The organism is Streptomyces rubellomurinus (genome assembly GCF_000961885.1).
Lineage (GTDB): Bacteria > Actinomycetota > Actinomycetes > Streptomycetales > Streptomycetaceae > Kitasatospora > Kitasatospora rubellomurina.
Window position 1 is genome coordinate 1 of sequence record NZ_JZKH01000121.1, and the last position, 19,118, is coordinate 19,118.

The 19,118-nt window shown below is 74.7% G+C and carries 13 protein-coding genes; 9 read left to right on the forward strand and 4 right to left on the reverse strand.

The features are described 5' to 3' along the window. Positions 1 to 95 precede the first annotated feature (95 nt). The 3 genes from VM95_RS39395 to VM95_RS34180 all read right to left on the reverse strand — a co-directional run bounded on the left by VM95_RS39395 (position 96) and on the right by VM95_RS34180 (position 3,178). On the reverse strand, positions 96 to 833 hold the full coding sequence (locus tag VM95_RS39395; RefSeq protein WP_052707745.1) for a ricin-type beta-trefoil lectin domain protein: 738 nt from the start codon (positions 831 to 833) through the stop codon (positions 96 to 98). Positions 834 to 1,223: 390 nt separating this feature from the next. Further along, the gene (locus VM95_RS34175) at positions 1,224 to 2,567 is read right to left on the reverse strand and encodes a DHA2 family efflux MFS transporter permease subunit (RefSeq protein WP_244179057.1); all 1,344 of its coding nucleotides are present in this window, start codon (positions 2,565 to 2,567) and stop codon (positions 1,224 to 1,226) included. A gap of 5 nt (positions 2,568 to 2,572) precedes the next feature. Further along, positions 2,573 to 3,178, reverse strand: a complete 606-nt coding sequence (locus VM95_RS34180; RefSeq protein ID WP_045704398.1) for an NADPH-dependent FMN reductase — start codon at positions 3,176 to 3,178, stop codon at positions 2,573 to 2,575. 111 nt (positions 3,179 to 3,289) lie between these two features. Here VM95_RS34180 and VM95_RS34185 point away from each other — a divergent pair, with 111 nt between their 5' ends. Continuing rightward, on the forward strand, positions 3,290 to 3,979 hold the full coding sequence (locus tag VM95_RS34185) for a TetR/AcrR family transcriptional regulator (protein WP_045704400.1): 690 nt from the start codon (positions 3,290 to 3,292) through the stop codon (positions 3,977 to 3,979). A 57-nt stretch (positions 3,980 to 4,036) separates the two neighbouring features. Here VM95_RS34185 and VM95_RS34190 read toward each other — a convergent pair whose 3' ends face one another. Then, positions 4,037 to 7,165, reverse strand: a complete 3,129-nt coding sequence (locus tag VM95_RS34190; protein ID WP_052707746.1) for an AfsR/SARP family transcriptional regulator — start codon at positions 7,163 to 7,165, stop codon at positions 4,037 to 4,039. A 538-nt stretch (positions 7,166 to 7,703) separates the two neighbouring features. On the opposite strand from VM95_RS34190, the gene VM95_RS34195 reads away from it, so the two are divergent. From VM95_RS34195 to VM95_RS45355, 8 genes are all read left to right on the forward strand, one after another. Further along, entirely contained in the window at positions 7,704 to 9,014 is a 1,311-nt protein-coding gene (locus VM95_RS34195) for a hypothetical protein (RefSeq protein ID WP_052707747.1), read from the forward strand. A 61-nt stretch (positions 9,015 to 9,075) separates the two neighbouring features. Then, positions 9,076 to 9,927 carry a hypothetical protein gene (locus VM95_RS34200; protein WP_045704402.1) on the forward strand — a complete coding sequence of 284 codons (852 nt, stop codon included), beginning with the start codon at positions 9,076 to 9,078 and terminating at the stop codon, positions 9,925 to 9,927. Between the two features lie 56 nt (positions 9,928 to 9,983). Next, positions 9,984 to 10,268, forward strand: a complete 285-nt coding sequence (locus tag VM95_RS34205) for a phosphopantetheine-binding protein (protein ID WP_045704404.1) — start codon at positions 9,984 to 9,986, stop codon at positions 10,266 to 10,268. Then, positions 10,265 to 14,638, forward strand: coding sequence for a non-ribosomal peptide synthetase (locus VM95_RS34210; RefSeq protein WP_045704406.1), 4,374 nt, complete (start codon positions 10,265 to 10,267; stop codon positions 14,636 to 14,638). The genes VM95_RS34205 and VM95_RS34210 overlap by 4 nt, the downstream gene beginning before the upstream one ends. Positions 14,639 to 14,643: 5 nt before the next feature. Next, complete coding sequence (locus tag VM95_RS34215; RefSeq protein ID WP_045704408.1) at positions 14,644 to 15,906, forward strand: CurL C-terminal domain-containing protein; 1,263 nt, start codon at positions 14,644 to 14,646, stop codon at positions 15,904 to 15,906. A 27-nt stretch (positions 15,907 to 15,933) separates the two neighbouring features. Continuing rightward, on the forward strand, positions 15,934 to 17,004 hold the full coding sequence (locus tag VM95_RS34220; protein WP_045704410.1) for a methyltransferase: 1,071 nt from the start codon (positions 15,934 to 15,936) through the stop codon (positions 17,002 to 17,004). Next, positions 17,004 to 18,320, forward strand: a complete 1,317-nt coding sequence (locus VM95_RS34225; RefSeq protein ID WP_045704412.1) for an MFS transporter — start codon at positions 17,004 to 17,006, stop codon at positions 18,318 to 18,320. The genes VM95_RS34220 and VM95_RS34225 overlap by 1 nt, the downstream gene beginning before the upstream one ends. Positions 18,321 to 18,341: 21 nt before the next feature. Continuing rightward, positions 18,342 to 19,067, forward strand: a complete 726-nt coding sequence (locus VM95_RS45355) for a GNAT family N-acetyltransferase (protein WP_045704414.1) — start codon at positions 18,342 to 18,344, stop codon at positions 19,065 to 19,067. Positions 19,068 to 19,118: the final 51 nt, after the last annotated feature.

Consider the following 19,118-nt stretch of genomic DNA (forward strand, 5'->3'; position numbering starts at 1 on the left):
GGGTGGGGGGGTGGGGGGCCAGCCTCAGCCCCGAGCGCATCGTGGCAGGCCTGGCCGTCCTGGCCCGTGGCGCGCTCGGGTGGGCCGGTGCGGGGTTACGCGGGGGCCTGCCAGAGCTGGTTGGCCGTGTTGTTGAAGTCCCAGATCTGCGCGAGCGCGCCGTTGGCGGTGTCGAAGGCCCGGACGTCCAGGGAGCGGCCGGACTTCACGTTGATGATCGCGCCGTCGGACCGGACCTGCCACTGCTGGCTGGCCGCGCCGTTGCACTCCCAGATCTGCACCGGGGTGCCGTTGTCGGTCCGCCCACCCTCGGTGTCGAGGCACAGGCCGACCGCGCGGATGGTCCCGTCCGAGGCGATCCGCCATGACTGGTTGACGTTGCCGAGGCAGTCCCACATCTGGACGGGCGTGCCGTTGACGCTGGTGCCCATCCGCACGTCCAGGCACTTGTTCACGTAGCCGGTGATCTGGCCGGTCGGACCGCCCGCCGGCGCGGGGCCGAACTGGATGTACACCGAATTCACCTGGTCCGCGCCGCAGCTGGCCCAGGTGGTGGTGTTGCCGGTGACCCACCCGCCGGTGGTGCCCGCTATGACGTACGGACCGCCCGGGCCGCCCGTGTTGTAGTTCAGACAGGTGATCACCATGTGCCAGGTCTGCATCGGGTCGATGCCCGAACAGGTGCCGTTGAAGTACCCCTGGGGATTGCCCTGCACGTAACACGGTCCGGCGGCCTGCGCGCCGGCGGCCGGCGCGGCCTCGGCGGCGGGCGCCGTGAGCGCGGCGGCTGCCGCGAGCAGCGCAGTGGCGAGCAGGGAGGCGGTACGACGCATCGCGAAGGACCTTCCGGAGACGGCGAGCCGAACGGCCCGCACGCGAAGAAATTGTGACGATCATGGGCCAGTTGTGCAGGCTGCGCGGATTCTTCAGGCACCGCGCCTCCATGGTCAACAAGGCAGGGGGAGATCACGCCACAGGTACGTCCACGGATGGATGGCGTACGACGCGGGGCGGGGACGACCAGGGCAGGCCGGGCGGGCCGCCGATCCGGCCGGAAATGGTCGAAGTTGATCAGTAGCGAACAACAGACGGCAAGATCGGCGCCCAATCAGACCAATTCGGCCATCCGGCCCGGTAGTTCACCCCCTCACCGCCACGGGCCCGCCGCGAAGGTTCGCGGCGGGCCCGAAGAACTGGCGCCTGGGAGGGCATCCGGCCCCGGCTCACCCGCGCCGGGCCAGGAGGCCGGCCGGGAGGAGGGCCAGGGCGAGGATGGCGGCCGCGACCGCGTAGGCGGTGCGGAAGCCGGCCGGGTCGGTGCCCACGGTACCGAGGACGACGGAGATCAGGGCGGTGCCGATCGAGGCCCAGAGTTGGGAGTTGATGCTCAGCGCGGTGCTGGCGGCCGCAATCCGGGCCTTGGGGAGGTGCCGGCCGGCGGTGGTCATGGTCGGCATCAGCACCATCCCGGAGCCGACGCCCATCACCATCGCCGCGCCGACCACCCGCCAGGCGGGCACCCCGGTTTCGCCCACCTGCAGGGCGGTGAGCGCCATGCCGAGCGCTCCGAGCGCCACGCCGGGCGGGATCAGCCGCCGCGGGCCGATGGCGTCGATGCGCCGCGAGGCGATCTGCATCGACACCCCGACCGCCAGCCCGACCGGTGCACCGAGCAGGCCCGCCGCCATCGCGCCCTGGCCGCGCACCTGCTGCCAGTAGACCGGCGCGAGGAGCATCGAGCCGAAGTAGCCGCAGGTGAACAGCGCGAGCGTGGCGATCGATGCCGCGAAGGTCCGGTCGCGCAACAGCCGCAGTTCCAGCAGCGGCTGACGGACGGCCAGGGACCGTCGCGTCCAGCCGGCGATCAGCAGCACGCCACCGGCGACGGGCAGCCACGCGGTGCGCTCACCGGCGAGCCCGAAGAGCAGCAGCGCCAACCCGGGCGAGAGCATCAGCAGGCCCGGCAGGTCCAGCTTGGGCGCCTCGGCGGCCTCCGAGCCCGGCGCGTCCGGCCGCAGGAGCCGCCACGCCAACGCCAGGGCCAGCAGCCCCACCGGCAGATTGATCAGGAACATCCAGCGCCAGGAGACGGTGTCGAGCAGCCAGCCGCCGAGCACCGGGCCCGCCACCGGCCCGACCAGGACGGGCAGGCCGAGCAGTGCCATCGCCCGCCCCATTCCGGCCCGGTCGGCGGCGCGCATCACCATCGCCATGCCGACCGGCATCAGCAGGCCCCCGCCGAGGCCCTGCAGGGCGCGGAAGGCGATCAGGCTGCCGACGTCCCAGGCGCAGGCGGCCAGCAGCGAGCCGAGCGTGAAGAGGGCGAGGGCGAGCAGGTACGTGCGCTTGGCGCCGATCCGTGCCATCGCCCAGGCGGCGGTCGGAATGACGGCCGCCAGCGCCAGGGTGTAGGCGGTGGTGGCCCACTGGATGGTGGCGATCGGGGCGTGGAAGACCTCGGTGAGCCGCCGCAGCGCGACGTTGACGATCGTCATGTCGACCACCGAGAGCAGCGACCCGGTGACCACCACGGCCACCGTCCGCCCCACCGTGGACTGCGGTGCCACGGCGCTCACACCCCGTACGGACGCTCGGCCCGGGCGCTGCGCAGGGTCCGCGCCCACCAGTCGAGCTGGCCGAGCATGCCCTTGGCGGCGCCCTCGCTGACGGCCGGGTCCAGCGGCGCGCCATCGGCGCCGAGGCCGGACCAGGGGCCGTGCAGGCTGACCGAGTCGCGCATGGTGACACCGTGCAACTCGGCGAAGACCAACCGGAGTTGTTCGACGGCGCGCAGGCCGCCGCCGAGCCCGCCATAGGAGACGAAGCCGACCGGCTTGGCCTGCCACTCCTCGCGGTGCCAGTCGATCAGGTTCTTCAGCGCGGCCGGGAAGCTGTGGTTGTACTCGGGGGTGACGACGACGAAGGCGTCGGCCGCGGCCAGTCGCGGGCTGACCTCGGCCAGCGCGGCCTTCGCCCGCTCGGAGGGTGCGCTGCCCCAGCCGGGCATCGCGAGCGGCAGGTCGACCTCGGCGAGGTCGACGACCTCGAACTCCATGCCGTCGCCCAGGCCTTCGGCGACGCCGAGGAACCAGTCCGCGACCTTCGGGCCGATCCGCCCCTCGCGGACGCTGCTCACGATCACGGCAACGCGCAGCTTCTCATTGATGGCAACAGACATGACTGGTCCCCTCCTCGGACGATCGGCCGGTGGATCGGCCGCTCCTCCGGTAAAGTACAACGAGCGTTGTAAGAAGTGCAACGCCCGTTGTAATTTTCGAGAGGGGTCCGAGTGAGCAGCAGCAGCAACGAGGCCTGGCTGGAGCAGTCCCGCCGCGAGGTCCCGCCGCGGAAGCTGGCCAAACAGATCGCGATCGCGAGCTCCTCCTGCGGCGTCTTCGGCCGCGAGGGCTACACCCGCGCCTCGGTCGACGCGCTGGCCGCGGCGGCCGGCGTCTCCACCCGGACGCTCTACAACCACTTCCCGGGCGGCAAGGCCGAGTTGTTCCGCACGGTGGTGGCCTGGACCTCGGGCGAGGTCCGGGACGCCCAGATCGCCCGGATGAACGGCCTGTTGGACCCGGAGCGCCCGCCCCGGCCGGCGGACCTGGAGCGCGACCTGGTCGCCCTGGCGCGCGGCTTCGTGGCGCTGATGGCCGAGCACCCGGACCACTTCGCGCTGGTCCGCCACATCCACGCCGAGGCCGACCACGTGCCGGAGGAGGTGCTGCGGACCTGGAAGGAGGCCGGTCCGGGCCCGGTGGGCCGCGCCCTCGCCGAGGCGATGACCGCCCTGGCGGAGGCCGGGCTGCTCGACCTGCACGGGGACGCGGCGCTGGCGGGCGCCCACTTCATGGCGCTGACCTCGCACTCGATCGTGCAGCTCACCCACTACGGGGTGCTGAAGCTGCCGGCCGAGGAGACCGAGCGGCAGATCACCGGCGGTGTGGCGGCCTTCCTGCGGGCGTACCGGGCCGCCTGACGGCCGCAACCCCGACAAAGGCGCCCGCTCCGGCCGAGCGGGCGCCCGGAGAAGGCCTCAGGCGAGTTCGCCGCGGAGCATGATCCGGCGGCCGAAGAGCTCGTCCTTGAGGCGGTCCGCCTCGGGGGCCGCGACGTCGGCCAGCAGCGCCTGGGTGGCGGCGAGTTCGGCGAGGGCGGCGTCGGCGTCGCCCCCGGCGCCGTGGACGTCGGCGAGGACGAAGCGGGTCTTGCCCTGCCACAGCGCCGAGCCCAGGTCGTCGAAGATCGCGGCGGCGGCCTCCAGGTGGGTGCGGGCGGCGGGGAGCGAGCCGGCGCCGAGGGCGATGGAGCCGAGCGAGTACAGCGACTGCGCCTCGACGGTGCGTTCGCCGACCTGGCGGGCCAGGGTGACGGCCTGCAGGAAGACGGCTTCGGCCTGCCCGGTGCGGCCCTCGCCCCAGTGGACGAGGCCGAGCCCGTAGAGGGCGTGCGACTCGCCGATCCGGTCGTTGGACTTCCTGACCAGGCGGAGCACCCAGTTGAAGGCCTGGTTGGCCAGCTCCAGGGTGTCGCTCTTCAGGTACAGCTCGCCGAGCCGGTAGATCACCTGGGCCTCGACGCGCAGGCAGCCGGTCTCCCGGCAGATCGCCAGCGCCGAGTTGAGCATCTCGCGGGCGGTGTCGTACTCGCCGGCGTCCATCCGGACCTTGGCGACGCTGCACAGCACGTGCGCCTCGCCGATCTTGTCGCCGAGCTCGCGCAGGTCGGCGAGGACGGTGGTGTACTTGTCCATCATCGCCTCGTGGTCGCCGCGCAGCCGGTCGACGAAGGCCATGTTGCGCAGCACCAGCGCCCAGCCGTGCCGTTCGCCCTCCTCGGCGAAGTCGTCGAGGGCGGGCAGGAAGCAGGCGTCGGCCTCGGCGAGGCGCTTCTGGAACATGTGCAGGGTGCCGAGCGAGTAGCGCATGGCGGCGCGGCCGCGCCGGTTGCCGGTGGCCTCGGCGAGCCGCAGGGCGGCCTCCGAGGTCTCCCGCCAGTCGTCGAAGTAGCCCTTGGTCTCGAACAGGGTGACGGAGGTGAGGGCGAGGTCCCAGCAGAGTTCGTCGAGGCCGAGGTCGGCGGCCTGGTTGACGGCGGCGACCAGGGCCCGGCGCTCGGTCTCCCACCAGGCCATCGGGTTCTTCAGCAGGTCGGCGAGCTCGTCCTCGGGCAGCCGCCAGCGTTCGCCGGTGCCGTGCAGCACGGTGTAGTCGCCGCCGTACTCGCGCCGGTGGCACTCCTCGGCGAGGGACATCCAGGCGGCGAGCACCCGGCGCAGCGCGGCGTCGGCGTGCTCGGCCGGGTCGGCCTCGGCGAGGCGTTCGCGGGCGTAGATCTTGATCAGGTCGTGGAAGCGGTAGCGCGGCGCGTCCTCGCCGGGGAAGGTGAGGACGTCGAGCAGCTGGGCGTCGACGAGTTCCTCGACGATGTCCTCGGCGTCGGGCAGGTCGACGTCGAGCAGGGCGGCGGCCGTCCAGCCGGCGAAGTCGCTGGCGCGGGGCAGCGCGAAGAGCCGGAACAGCCGCTGGGCGTCGGGGCCGAGGGCGCCGTAGGCGAGCGCGATGTTGGAGCGCAACTCCAGCCCGCCGTGGGCGAGTTCGTCGAGCCGCCCGGCCTCGGAGCGGAGCCGCTGGACGAGCCGGTTGATCCGCCAGTGCGGGCGGCAGGCGAGCCGGGCGCCGGCGATCCGCAGGGCCAGCGGCAGGCCGGCGCAGAAGTTGGCGAGTTCGACGGCCGCGGGCAGTTCCTTGGCGACCCGCTCGTGGCCGGCGATCCGGGACAGCAGCTCGACGGACAGGTCCTCGGTGAACAGGTCGAGGTTGACCCGGTGGATGCCGGGCAGGCCGCTGAGCCGGGAGCGGCTGGTGACGATGACGGCGCAGCTGGCGCTGCCGGGCAGCAGGTCGCGCAGCAGCCGTTCGTCCGGGACGTCGTCGAGCACGACGAGCACCCGCTGGCCGGCGAGCCGGCTGCGGTAGAGGGCCTTGCGCTCCTCCAGGTCGTCGGGCACCGAGTGGCTGGCCACGCCGAGGGCGCGCAGGAAGCGGCCGAGCACGTGCCCGGAGCCGTCCCCGCCGGAGCCGTGGAGGTCGGCGTAGAGCTGTCCGTCCGGAAATGCGGCGTGCAATTCGTGGGCCACACGAACGGCCAGGCTGGACTTTCCGATCCCCCCCTTGCCGGTGATGCCGACGACGCGCACCGGACAGCTGCCGGAGTTCTCCTGGACCGGCGCCTGGAGATAGTCCCGGATTTCCTCGACGTGTTCCTGACGGCCCGTGAAATCGGCCGTGTCGGTGGGCAATTGGTGTGGAGGCGGAACCGTGGCCTCCACCGGCGGAACCTCCGGTTCGTCGCCGTCGGAAACGGGCTCGGCGGAGCGCTGGGCGGGCACCGAGGGGACGACGGCGGCGGTGGGCGCCTCCAGCCGCGGGTCGCCGTTGAGAATGGCCATTTCCAGTTCCTGGAGCTCGCGGCCGGGCTCGATGCCCAGCTCGCTGACCAGGACGGCGCGCATCCGGCGGAAGACGTCCAGGGCGTCGGCCTGCCGGCCGGCCCGGTACAGCGCGAGCATCAGTGAGCCGTACAGCCGCTCGCGCAGCGGCTCCTGGGCGATCAGCTCGAACAGCGGGCCGATGATCTTGTCGTGCCGGCCCAGCTCCAGCTCCAGCCGGTAGGCCTCCTCGGTGACGGCCAGCCGCTGCTCGTTCAGCACGGTGGCGGCGCGTTGTGCCAGGTCACTGGGGATGCCCATGAGGGCGGGGCCGCGCCACAGGCCGAGCGCCTCGGCGAAACCCTCGGCGGCCTGGGCGGTGCGGCCGTGGTCGGCGTGCACCCGGGCGGTCTCGCCGAGCCGGGCGAAGCGGTCGATGTCCAGCTCGCCGGCGGCGGTGGCCAGCAGGTAGCCGGAGGGGCGGGTGACGATGAGGTCGGCCCGGCCGGCGTCGGCGAGCACCCGGCGCAGGGCGGAGATGCAGATCTGGATCTGCGACCGGGCGGTGGCCGGCGGCAGCTCCCCCCAGACGGCGTCGACGAGCTGGTCATTCGGGGTGACCCGGTTCGCATTCAGCGCCAGCATCGCGAGGACCACCTGCTGACGCGGCCCCCCGATCGACACCTGCTGGCCGCCGTCGACGATCTCCAGCGGCCCGAGCAGCCGAATTTCCATGCATTTCCCCCGTCACATCGAAAGTTGCGCCCAGCAGCCCCGATGGACATTATCCGCATGGCTCCGTCACGCCTCGATCATGCGTTCCACATTTGTGATCTGCCTCACAACCGGAGGGTAGGAGTCCGCTTCTCCCGGGCACCCTGCGCAGTCGAACCGGCGGAAAACGGCCGTGGTGACGGTGCGTGAACACCCCAGGCAGAACCACCCCCGGACGGGCTCCGCGCACGGCGCACTTGCTGCCGTGCAGTTTGCTGCCATCGGGCGCCGATGGATTCGGCCCGCCCCGACCAGCAGAGTTCCTGGCATCAGCCGATCGGCACCCGCCCCGGCCCGATCAGCCCCCGCCCCCGGCCCGGCCGCACCCGCGCCGAGGCCCGGATCGGCACCCACCCCCGCGACCGCCGGTATGTCGGCCGTGCCCCGAACATGCCCCGAACCAGAGAGCCGAGTTGCCCATGCGCATCGCCCCGCGACCGATCGCGTTCGCGACCCCCTGCCCGACCGCCACCGTGGTGTCCGGCGACACCGGCTGGGAGTGAGCGGCGCCCACCGGGAGGCCGCCACGCCCACCGCGCCGGCCGCAGCCGCCGCCGCGGCCGCCCTCGGCGAGGAGCTCGCCGACTGGTGCCGCACCGGCACCGAGCGGACCTTCCCGTACACCGCCCTGCTCGCCCACCTGCGCTCCGTGGGCAAGCACTTCCTCGCACCCGACCTGCTCGACCGGCTCGCCGCCTGCCGCACCCGCCACCGGGCCGACCTGCTCGCCGCCGGCCCCGAGGAGGCCCCCGGCAGCTTCCTCGGCCGCTTCCTCGACGTCGTCCTGGACAAGTACGACGACCACTACGACTACCCCAGCTACACCGCGCTGGAGCTGCTGCGCCGCCCGCCCAGCGGCGACTGGCGCAAGCTCCGCTACCGGCGCGACCGGCTCGTCCTGCTGCTGCTCGCCGACCTGGTCGACTTCGAGCAGCGGGCCCTGGACGGCCACCCCGAGCACCCGGTCGAGATGCTGCCGGACGCCCGGGTGCTGGACAAGCGCCGGCGCCTCGCCGTCCGGGTCATGGAGCCGGCCGCACTGCGGGTGCTCGCCCCGGGCACCGTCGACCCGGGCACGGTCGCCGCCACCCCCGGCCGCACCGCGCCCACCCTGCTCGCCGACGCCGTCCGGGACACCCTGAGCGACGAGGAGCGGCTGACCCTGGCCGCCAGCGTCCAGCCGGTGTACGTGCTGCACGACGAGTACCTGTTCCTGCGGGTGCTGCAGTCCTTCGAGGCCACCTTCACCTTCATGTCCGGCGCGCTGGCCTGCGCCGTGCGCCAGCTGCACGGCGAGGAGCCCGGCGAGGCGGCCCCGGCGGTCGCCGCCGTCGCGGACGTGCTCAAGGAGTCGCTGCCGCTGTTCTCGCTGCTGGCCACGATGCAGCCGGAGTCGTTCCGGATCTTCCGCCAGTTCACCGACGGCGCCAGCGCCATCCAGTCCGAGGGCTACAAGACCTTCGAGTCGTTCTGCTCGACCCCGCTGCGGGCCCGGCTCGACTCCGCCGCCTTCACCTCGGTGCCCCGGGTGCGCGCGGCCGTGCTGGAGGGCCGCGAGACCGTCCAGGGCACCTGGCACGACGTCGCCGACAGCGGCTGGCTCAAGGAGGCCGACGCCACCGCGGTGCGCGCCGCCGCGACCCAGCTGGAGTCCGTCCACCAGCGCTGGAAGCAGACCCACTACCGGCTGGCCGTCCGCATGATCGGCGAACGCACCGGCACCGGCGCCACCGAGGGCGTGCCCTACCTGGAGGCGGTCATCGCCAACCGGCTGTTCCCCTCGCTGGTCCGCGAGACCACCGCCGCCTGACGGCCGCCGTCACCCGACGCCCGCAGCACGGCACCCCACCCCGACCCGGAGACACCCACCGATGAGCAAGCGATCCGCCACCGGACGGCCCGGCGCCGCCCGGCAGTCCATGAACCCGGAGGAGGACGAGCGGCTGCTCGTCTACGAGTACGACCGGGGGAGCAACTACGAGGAGGACACCCGGCTCACCACCGCGCTCTCCGCGCTGCTGCCCGAGAACGAGCTCGTCCACCCGGACCAGCGGCTGTTCCAGACCGTGCACCTGATCACCGAGTTCGCCTGGTGCGAGATGCACTTCGAGATGCGCCGGGCGATCGACCTGATGCGGGCCGGCGACCAGCTGATGGCCGCCCAGGTGCTGGAGCGGGCGGCCGACGTCGGCGACATCCCGCTGACCGTGCTCACCGTGCTCGTCGAGCACCTGCCGCAGCGCAGCCTGCTGGCGATGCGCGCGACCTTCCCGGAGAACACCACCGGGCTGGACTCCCCGGGCGCCCGCAACCTGCGCCGCGCCGCCGTGCCGCTGTGGCAGGAGTTCATGGACGCCCTGCACCGCGCCGGCCTGACCACCGAGGACCTGATCGAGGCCCAGGGCCGGCTCGCCGCGCCCGCCGAGGAGGACCGCGCGGCGGCCGAACTCGCCCTCGTCCGCAAGGCGATGCTCCGGCTGGACGGCGCCGTCGTGTACTGGAAGCAGCGCCACCTGCGGATGGTCTGGAGCCAGCTCGGCGGCCACCCCGAGTCCCGGCACGGCATCGACGAGGCCGAGTGCCCCGGCATGCCGACCAGCCTGCGCGGCCAGTCGATCAGCGCCCTGCGCGCCATGTCCGAGCGGACGCTCTTCCCCGCGCTGTGGGACTCCGTGGACGCCACCTACCGCAAGACCGTGCCGGTCGGGGGGACGTCCTGGTGAACCCCTGGCGACCGCTCCCCGACCACCTCCTCCGTGCGGAAGGAACCCGCCCCGCCATGACCGCCACCCCTGAAGCCACCCCGCTCCTCGGCACCGTCCGCGACGCCTGGGCCTCCGTGCTCGGCCACCAGGACTTCGGCGACGACGAGAACTTCAACCGCGTCGGCGGCCACTCCGGCGCCGCGCTGCGGATCAGCAAGATCCTGCGCACCGCGCTGGGCCGGCCCGTCCCGATCAAGCTGCTGTTCGCGCACCCGACCGTCCGCGGCCAGGCCGAGGCGCTGGCCGCCTCGGACACCGACACCGCGACCGCCGCCGTCCCGGTCGGGGCCCGGGCATGACCGCGTCCGTCGCCCAGCTGGAGATCTGGCTCGCCGACCAGGTCGAGCCGGACTCCGGCCGCTACAACATCCCGCTGGCCCTGGAGTTCGACGGCCCGGTCGACCCGGCCGCGCTGCGCGGCGCCCTCGCCGACCTGCTGCTGCGCCACCCGGCGCTGGCCAGCCGGTTCGAGGCGCAGGGCGGCGAGCTGCGGGTGCTGCCCGAGCCGGGCGCCGTCGTCCCGCTCGGCGTCGTCGCCCAGCCCGGCCCGTACGAGCGCGAGGCGGCGCTACGGGAGGGCGCCGCCTCCGCCGCCCGCCCGCTCGACCCGGGGACGGCGCCGCTGCTGCGCGCCGACCTGTTCGCCCACCCGGACGGCGCCCTGCTGGTGCTGACCGTCCACCACATCGTCGCGGACGGCGACTCGATGGGCGTGCTCACCCAGGACCTGCTGACCGGCTACCGGGCGCACCTGGAGGGCACCGCGGTCCACCCGGCCCCGGCCCTGGCCACCCCGCCCGCCGCCGGCGAGAGCTGCCCGCACTGGGACGCCCTGGTCGGCGACGACCCGGTGGTGCTCGCCCCGCTGCCCGACCTGGTCCGCCCGGACGGCGGCGCCGCCGGCGAGCCCGGCTGGACCGAGCGCCGGCTGCCCGCCGAGCGGCTGGCCGCCGTGCGCGAGGTCGCCGTCCGCACCGGCACCTCCAGCGCGACCGTGCTGCTCACCGCCTGGACGCTGCTGCTGCACGCGTGGTCCGGCGAGTCCGAGGGCGTGCTCGGCATGCCCTTCGCCGGGCGCGACGGGGCCGGCGCCGAGCACGCGGTCGGCCTGTTCACCCGCGTCCTGCCGGTGCGCAGCGACTACCTGCCCGAGCGCGGCTTCGACGCCCAGGCGGCCCTGCTGGGCGGGCAGTTGCTCGACTCGATGGAGGCGCTGGCCGACCACGGCGCCCCGGCCGGCGGGCCCGGCTACGCCACCGTCTTCCTGCACCACCCGGCCGGGCGCCGCGCGTGGCGGCTGCCCTCCGTGACCGTCCGCCAGTTCGACCTGGAGGGCGGCGCCGCCAAGTACGACCTCGGCCTCGCCGCGGTCGAGCTGGACGAGGGCGCGGGCGAGGAGCTGCTGCTGCGCATCGACCACGACTGCGCGCTGTACACCCCGGCCACCGCCGACCTGATGCTGGACCAGCTGGACCGGCTGCTGGCCGCCGTCTGCCGCGCCGACGCGCCCTGCCTGGACCTGCTGGCCGGCCTCGCCGTCAGCACCGGCCGCACCGGCGCCACCGACCGGGCCGACGACGCCGCCACCACCGTGCCCGGGCTGGTCCTCGCCCAGGCCGAGCGGGCCCCCGACGCGACCGCCGTGATCCACCGCGACCGGTCCGTCAGCTACCGCGAACTCACCGCCGACGCCGCCCGGTTGGCGCACTGGCTGCGCACCCAGGGGGTGCGCACCGACGACCTGGTCGCCCTGCTGCTGCGCCCCGGCATCCCGACCGTCACCGCGATGCTCGCCGTCGCCCTGGCCGGCGCCGCCTACCTGCCGCTGGACCCGGCCTACCCGGACGCCCAGCTCGCCCTGGTGCTCGACGACGCCCGCCCCGCGCTGGTGCTGACCGAGCCCGGCGAGCAGGACCGGGTGCGCGCCACCGGCCGGCCGGTGCACGCCGTGCCGGACGCCGTCCGCGCGGCCCGCTGCCTGCCCGCCGTCCCGCCGGTCACCTCGGCCGGACCGGACACCCTGTTCAACGTGCTGTACACCTCCGGCTCGACCGGCCGGCCGAAGGGCGTGCTGCTGCACCACGGCGGCGTGCTGCGGATGATGCACCGCCCCGACTTCGTGCCGCTCGGCCCGGACGACACCGTCTCGCACCTGTCGCCGCTCAACTTCGACGGCGCCACCTACGAGATCTGGGGCGCGCTCACGCACGGCGCCCGACTGGCCGTCCTGGACAAGGAGCTGGTCCTCGCCCCCACCGAACTGCGCGCGGCCGTACGGGAGTTCTCCGTCACCACGCTGCTGGTCACCACCCCGCTGCTGAACCGGATCATCGAGGACGCGCCGGACCTGCTGCAGTCGCTGCGCCGGGTGTACTTCGGCGGCGAGCTGATCTCCGTCCCGCACATCCGCAAGGCGCTGCGCTGGTGCCGCCCCGGCACCCTGCTGCACAGCTACGGGCCGACCGAGAACTCCTTCACCTCCTCCTGGCACCCGATCACCGAGGTGCCGGAGGGCGCCCGCACCCTGCCGATCGGCGGCCCGGTGCCGCACACCCGGCTGCACGTGGTGCTGGAGGGCACCCTGACGCCCGCCCCGCCGTACGTGCCCGGCGAGCTGCTGCTCGGCGGCGCCGGCGTGGCCCGCGGCTACCTGGGCGACCCGCTGCGCACCGCCGAGCGCTTCGTCCCCGATCCCTTCCACAGTGACGGCGGCCGGCTCTACCGCACCGGCGACCGGGTCCGCTGGGCCGCGGACGGCCAGTTGGAGTTCATCGGCCGGGCCGACAACCAGGTGAAGATCCGCAGCCAGCGGGTCGAGCTCGGCGAGGTCGAGGCCGCGCTGCGCGCCCAGCCCGAGGTGCGGGCCGGGTTCGTCACCGCCCGGATCAACGGGCGCGGCGAGAAGGAGATCGTCGGCTACGCGGTGCTGGAACGCCCCACCACCGTCGAGGAGTTGCTCGGCCGGCTCGCCGCCGTGCTGCCCCGCTTCGCCGTCCCCTCGCACCTGCTGCTGCTGGACGAGCTGCCGCTCACCCCGAACGGCAAGATCGACCGCCGCCGGCTGCCCGCCCCCGGCGCCGCCCCGGCCGCCCCGGCGCCCGCCGCCGTGCCGGCCCTCGGCGAGCGGCGGCAGCCGGACGACGACGCGCTGACCGCCGTCACCCGGGTCTGGCAGGAGCTGCTGGACGGCCGCCCGTTCGGCCCGGACAGCAACTTCTTCGACGTCGGCGGGCACTCGCTGATCCTGGTCAAGCTGCGCGACGGCCTGTACCGGGCCACCGGCGTCAAGCCCGGCGTCGCCGACCTGCTGCGGCACACCACGCCGCGCGCCCAGGCCCGGCTGGTCGGCGGCGGCGAGGCCGCTGCCGCACCGCGGCCGGCCGCGAGGCCCCGTCGGCGCACCGACGACGACGCGATCGCCGTCATCGGCATGGGCGCCCGCTTCGCCGGCGCCCCCGACCTCGCCGCCTACTGGGACAACCTGCGGGCCGGCCGGGACTGCTTCAGCCAGGGCCCCGGCCCGGTCGTCACCGAACTCCCGGACGGCACCCGCAAGGTGGCCCGCTGGGGCATGATGGCGGACGGCCTCGGCTTCGACGCCGAACTGCTCGGCTTCGCCCCCGAGGACGTCAAGCACGGCGACCCGCAGCAGGGCGTCCTGCACGAGGTGCTGTGGTCGGCCGTCGAGGACGCCTCGCTGCGGCTGAGCGACATCGCGCACGGCACCAGCCTGTACGTCGGCTGCCCGCGGTTCGTCCAGAACGACGGCGAGGCCCGGGTCGACGACGTGGTCAACTCCGACCCGACCTTCGTCGCCTCCCGCTTCGCCTACCTGCACGACCTGTGGGGCGAGGCCCTGCTGCTCGACACCGCCTGCTCCACCGGCCTGTACGCCGTCCACCTGGCCGCCCGCTCGCTGCTGCGCGGCGAGAGCGACTACGCGCTGGCCGGGGCCGTCTCGCTGGCCGAGTCGGACGGCGGCTACACCTACCGCCCCGGCTTCCTGTACGCCGAGGACGGCTTCTGCCGGCCCTTCGACCAGCGGGCCACCGGCACCGTGGGCGGCTTCGGCGCCGGCGCGGTGCTGCTGCGCCGGCTCGCCGACGCCGAGCGCGACGGCGACCCGGTGTACGCGGTGATCCCCGGCAGCGCCGTCAACAACGACGGCGTCGCCCGGGTCGGCTACTCGGCGCCCGGCGTCGAGGGCCAGGCCCGGGTGATCCGGGACGCCCTCGCCGCGGCCGGGCTGACCGGCGAGGACGTCGGCTACCTGGAGGCGCACGGCACCGGCACCCGGCTCGGCGACGCCATCGAGGCCACCGCCCTCGGCGAGGCCCTGGGCACCGGCGGCCCGCAGGTCGCGATCGGCTCCGTCAAGGCCTCGATCGGGCACTGCAACACCGCCGCCGGCATCGCCGGGCTGATCAAGGCGGTGCTCGCGGTGCACCACGGCTACCTGCCCGCGACCCCGGGCGTCACCGAGCCGATCGAGGAACTGACCCGGCACGGCGAGCGCTTCGCCCTGCTCACCGAGGGCCGCCCGTGGCCGCAGGACCGTCCGCGCACCGCGGGCGTCAGCTCCTTCGGCGTCGGCGGCACCAACGCCCACGTCCTGGTGCGCCAGCACCAGAGCGCCCCGAGCTCACCGAGCGCCCCGGAAAGGGTGTGACACCGATGACCTTGCCCGACGCGCCCCGCGTGCTCGCGCTCTCCGCCCGCGACCGGCTCGCGCTCACCGAGGCCTGCCGCCGGCTCGCCGAACGGCTGGAACGCGAACCCGCCCTCGACCCGGACGACGTGGCCGCCACGCTGCACCTGGGCCGGGAGCGGTTCGCCGCCCGGCACGCCGTCCACGGGCGCACCACCGCCGAGCTGGCCGCCGCCCTGCGGGCCGGGGCACCGGCGGACGCACCGCAGGCGGCTCCGGCCGTCGAACTGCACCTCGGCGCGCTCACCGAGCCCCTCCCCGGCGCGCCCGAACTGCCGCAGGTCACCGAGGCCCTGGCGCTCGCCGAGCAGCTCGGCGCCTCGCCCGCCGGACGGGCGGTGGCCGTGCAGTACGGGCTGGCCGCCTGGCTGATCGCCCGCGGCGTGGTGCCCCGGGAGATCCACGGCGAGGGCACCGGCGCGCTCGCCGCCGACGCCCTGCTCGGCCGCACCGCGCTGGCCGACGCGCTGCGCGCCGACGTCGACCGCCCCGGTGGCGCCGGCGAAGCCGCCCTGGCCCTCGACCTCACCGACCCCGGGACGGGCGCCACCGAACGGCTGCGCGTCACCCCCGAGGACGGCGCCCCGCTCTCCGGACCGCTCGCCAGACTGCTCGCCGAGCTGTGGCGGCGCGGCCTGGACGTCGACACCACCCTCGGCCGCCCCGGCCGCAAGGTCCGGCTGCCCGGCTACCCGTTCCGCCGCACCACCGCCGACGAGCAGCCCGCCACGGCCGCCCGGGGCCTGCGCCCGCTCACCCCGCACGAGCAGCGCTGGCTCTTCCACGACCTGGTGCGCTCCTCCAGCTCGGCCGAGCACAACGCCCGCGCCGTCGCCGTCCGGCCCGGCCCGGCACCCGAACCCGCCGCCGTGGCAGCCGCGTTCACCGCACTGCAGCAGCGGCACCCGAAGCTGCGCACCGTCTTCACCCAGCAGGGCGGCCGCTGGTTCGCCCGCACCGACGCCGCCCCCACCGGGCTCACCGCGCCCGTCCCCGGCCGCCCGGCCGAGGCGGTCGCCGCCGGACCGTTCGAGCTGCGCGACGCCCCGCTGGTGCGCTGCGTCCTCGACACCGGCGAGCGCGACGGGACCGACTGGACCCTCGCCCTGGCCGCCTACGAGCCGGTGGCCGGCCGCGAGGCCGTCGAGGCCCTGCTCACCGAACTGCTCACCGAACTGCTCACCGAGCTCCCCGATCTCCGCGACGCACCCCACCCCGTCGCCGCCTGAAAACAACTCACCCAAAAGGAAAGAGACATGACGATCATTCAGGACTACCCGACCACCCCCGCGATCCCGGCCGACTGGCACGGCGCCGCCCCCGCCCCGATCGGCGTCGACCAGGCCTTCAACGGCTTCGTCGCGGCCGGCATCGTCAACGCCCTGGACCGCCTCGGCGCCTTCGACCGGCTGCTCGCCGACGGCGCCCTCGACGTCCCGCGCTTCGTCGCCGCCGCCGGCCCCGGCGCCCGCGAGCGCGTCATCCGCGAGGTGCTGCGCTGCGCCGCCACCTGCGGCTGGGTCCGGCTGCTGAACGACGGCGACACCGTCGTCCTCACCCCGGCCGGCGAGGAGATCGCCCGGATGCGCGGCTACTTCACCTGGGGCGTCGGCGGCTACCACGACATCATCGGCCGCGCCCACCTGCTCGCCAACGGCGAGGGCACCTTCGGCGTCGACGTGCTGCGCGACGAGGCCATGGTCGCCCTCGGCTCCGGCCAGAACGACCGCAACTTCATGGTCGGCACCCTCGACGACGTGCTCGCCGAGGTCGACTTCGGCACCATCGCCGACCTGGGCTCCGGCATCTCCGCCCGGGTCAGCCGGGTCGTCGGCGGGCGCCCCGGCACCCGCGGCCTGGGCCTGGACATCAGCGGCCCGGCCACCGACCTGGCCCAGCGCACCATCGCCGACGCCGGCCTCACCGACCGCGTCCAGGCCATCCGCACCGACGTGCTGGACGTCTGCCACCGCGAGGCGCACCGCGACGCCCTCGCCGAGGTCGACACCGTGATGAGCTTCTTCCTGCTGCACGACCTGCTCGCCGACGAGACCACCCGCCCGCAGATCTTCACCCGCCTGCGCGAGGCCTTCCCGGCCGCCCGCACCTTCGTCCTCGGCGACACCATGCTGCGCCCGGACTCCGAGCACGCCACCACGCTGCCGGTCTTCTCGCTCGGCTTCGAGCTGGCGCACGCCCTGATGGGCGTCCCGCTGCACACCAAGGAGACCTACGAGGAGCTGTTCGCCGGCGCCGGTCTGCGCCCGCGCAAGATCGTCCCGTTCGGCACCCCGCACTCCTGGCTGTACGTGCTGGACGCCGAGTGATGACCAACCCCCTCGCCCTCTACCGGGAGTTCTCCCCGCGCACCCGGGCCGTCCTCGCCGTCAACGCCGTCAACTCCTTCGGCGGCGGCCTGGTCCTGCCCTTCCTCTGGATCTACCTGCAGCAGGTCCGCGGCCTGCCCGCCTGGGTGCCCGCCGTGACCCTCGCCGTCCAGGCCGCCACCGCCGTCGCCGGCGGCCTGGCCTGGGGCGCGCTGCTCGACCGGCTGGCGCAGCGCACCGTCGTCTCGCTGGTGATGCTGATCGCCGGCCTCGGCACCGCGCTGTACGCCTTCGCCACCGGCCCCGCCCCGGCGCTGGCCGCCGCCGTGGTCTACGGCCTCGGCATCAGCGGCGTCGGCACCGTGCTGCGCTTCCTGTACGCGGGCGCCGCCTCGGCCCGCGAGCGCGGCCTGGCCTTCTCCGCCGACTACGCGGTGTTCAACGCGATGACCGGCCTCGGCGTGCTGGTCGGCGGCCTGGTCGCGGCCGGCGCGGGCGCCGGGCGGTTCACCGCCCTGTACCTCGCGGACGGCCTGACCTTCCTGGTCGCCGCCGCCGCACTGCGGCTGCTGCTGCCCCGGGCCGCCGGCGAGGACGACGGCCCGAACGAGGACGCGAAGCCGTCCGGCGGCTACCGCGAGGTGTTCCGGGCCCGCCACCTCGGCGTGCTGCTCGGCACCCTGACGATGTGCTCGCTGGTCAGCTACGGCCAGTTCCGCTCCGGCCTGCCCGGCTACCTCACCGGCAACGGCGCGCTCGGCCCCGAGGGCCTGTCCGGCGCCTTCGCGCTCAACATCGTGGTCGCCGTGCTGGCCCAGATCCTGCTCGGCGAGCAGGTCCAGCGGCTGCGCCGCAGCACCGTGCTGGCCGTCAGCGGCGCCTGCTGGGCCGTCGCCTGGGCGCTGGTCGCGGTCGCCGGGCTCGGGCACGGCGGCGGCGCGCTCGCCGCCGCGCTGGCCGGGGTGGTGCTGCTCTCGCTCGGCGAGGCACTGGTCTTCCCGGTGCTGACCGCGCTGCTCAACGACCTCGCCGAGGACCACGTCCGCGGCCGGGTCAACGCCCTGCTGTCGGTCGCCGTCTCCACCGGCTCGGTGGCCGGCCCGGCCCTGGCCGGCGCCACCCTGCCCTGGGCCCGCGGCCTGCCGCTGATGGCCGTGCTGATCGCCGGCTGCCTGGCCGTGGCGGCGGTGTCCGTCCGGCTGCGCGCCGTACTGCGCCCGGCCCTCGACCGCCCGAGTGCCGAACCGGGCGCCGAACCGGCCCCGGAGCCGGCCGCCGAACCCGCCCTCCTCGCCGCCGCCCCGGCCGCGGGCTGACCCCGAACCCTGGAACTCGTCATGCGCAACTGGCCGCTGCACGGCCTCTCCGTCCGCACCTCCCGGATCGAGCTGCGGTACCCCACCGCCGACGACCTCGACCAGCTCGCCGACCAGGCCGCCGCCGGCGTCCACGCCCCCGGCTTCATGCCGTTCTTCTCCCAGTGGACGGACGGCGACCGGGAGACCGTCACCCGCCGGGTGCTGCAACGGCACTGGCGGGCGATGGCCGAATGGACCCCGGAGGACTGGACGCTCTACCTGGTCGTGGTGCACGACGGCGAGGTCGTCGGCTCGCAGAGCCTCGGCGCGATCGACTTCGGCACCACCCGCGAGGTGCTGCTCACCTCCTGGCTCGGGCTGCGCCACCAGGGCTCCGGCCTCGGCGGCCACGCCCGCGCCGCCAGCCTGGAACTGGCCTTCACCGGCCTCGGCGCCGACCAGGCGCTGTCCGTCGTCCGGCAGGGCAACGACGCCTCCCAGGCGGTCTGCCGCAAGTTCGGCTTCGTCCACGACGGCAGCCAGACCAACGCCGTGCGCGGCGAGCGGGCGGTCAGCGACCGCTACCGGCTCACCCGGGAGCGCTGGGCCGAGCACCGCGCCATCGAGGCCGAGGTGCACGGCGTCGAGCCGGCCCGCCACCTGTTCGACACCGCCGCCACCCGCACCGCCACCACCACCCCGGCCCTGGCCACCCTGCTCTCCGGCATCCGCCCCGCCCCGGAGCCCGACCAGGCCGTCGCCTGAACCCTCCGCCCGCCCGCCCGCCCAACCCCACGGACCCAACACCGTGGCCGA

Excerpts from the sequence above, each read along its gene's own strand:
- VM95_RS39395 (WP_052707745.1), bottom strand. The coding sequence starts at position 833 with ATGCGTCGTACCGCCTCCCTGCTCGCCACTGCGCTGCTCGCGGCAGCC.
- VM95_RS34180 (WP_045704398.1), bottom strand. The coding sequence starts at position 3,178 with ATGTCTGTTGCCATCAATGAGAAGCTGCGCGTTGCCGTGATCGTGAGC.
- VM95_RS34190 (WP_052707746.1), bottom strand. The coding sequence starts at position 7,165 with ATGGAAATTCGGCTGCTCGGGCCGCTGGAGATCGTCGACGGCGGCCAG.
- VM95_RS34200 (WP_045704402.1), top strand. The coding sequence starts at position 9,076 with ATGAGCAAGCGATCCGCCACCGGACGGCCCGGCGCCGCCCGGCAGTCC.
- VM95_RS34205 (WP_045704404.1), top strand. The coding sequence starts at position 9,984 with ATGACCGCCACCCCTGAAGCCACCCCGCTCCTCGGCACCGTCCGCGAC.
- VM95_RS34210 (WP_045704406.1), top strand. The coding sequence starts at position 10,265 with ATGACCGCGTCCGTCGCCCAGCTGGAGATCTGGCTCGCCGACCAGGTC.
- VM95_RS34215 (WP_045704408.1), top strand. The coding sequence starts at position 14,644 with ATGACCTTGCCCGACGCGCCCCGCGTGCTCGCGCTCTCCGCCCGCGAC.
- VM95_RS34220 (WP_045704410.1), top strand. The coding sequence starts at position 15,934 with ATGACGATCATTCAGGACTACCCGACCACCCCCGCGATCCCGGCCGAC.
- VM95_RS34225 (WP_045704412.1), top strand. The coding sequence starts at position 17,004 with ATGACCAACCCCCTCGCCCTCTACCGGGAGTTCTCCCCGCGCACCCGG.
- VM95_RS45355 (WP_045704414.1), top strand. The coding sequence starts at position 18,342 with ATGCGCAACTGGCCGCTGCACGGCCTCTCCGTCCGCACCTCCCGGATC.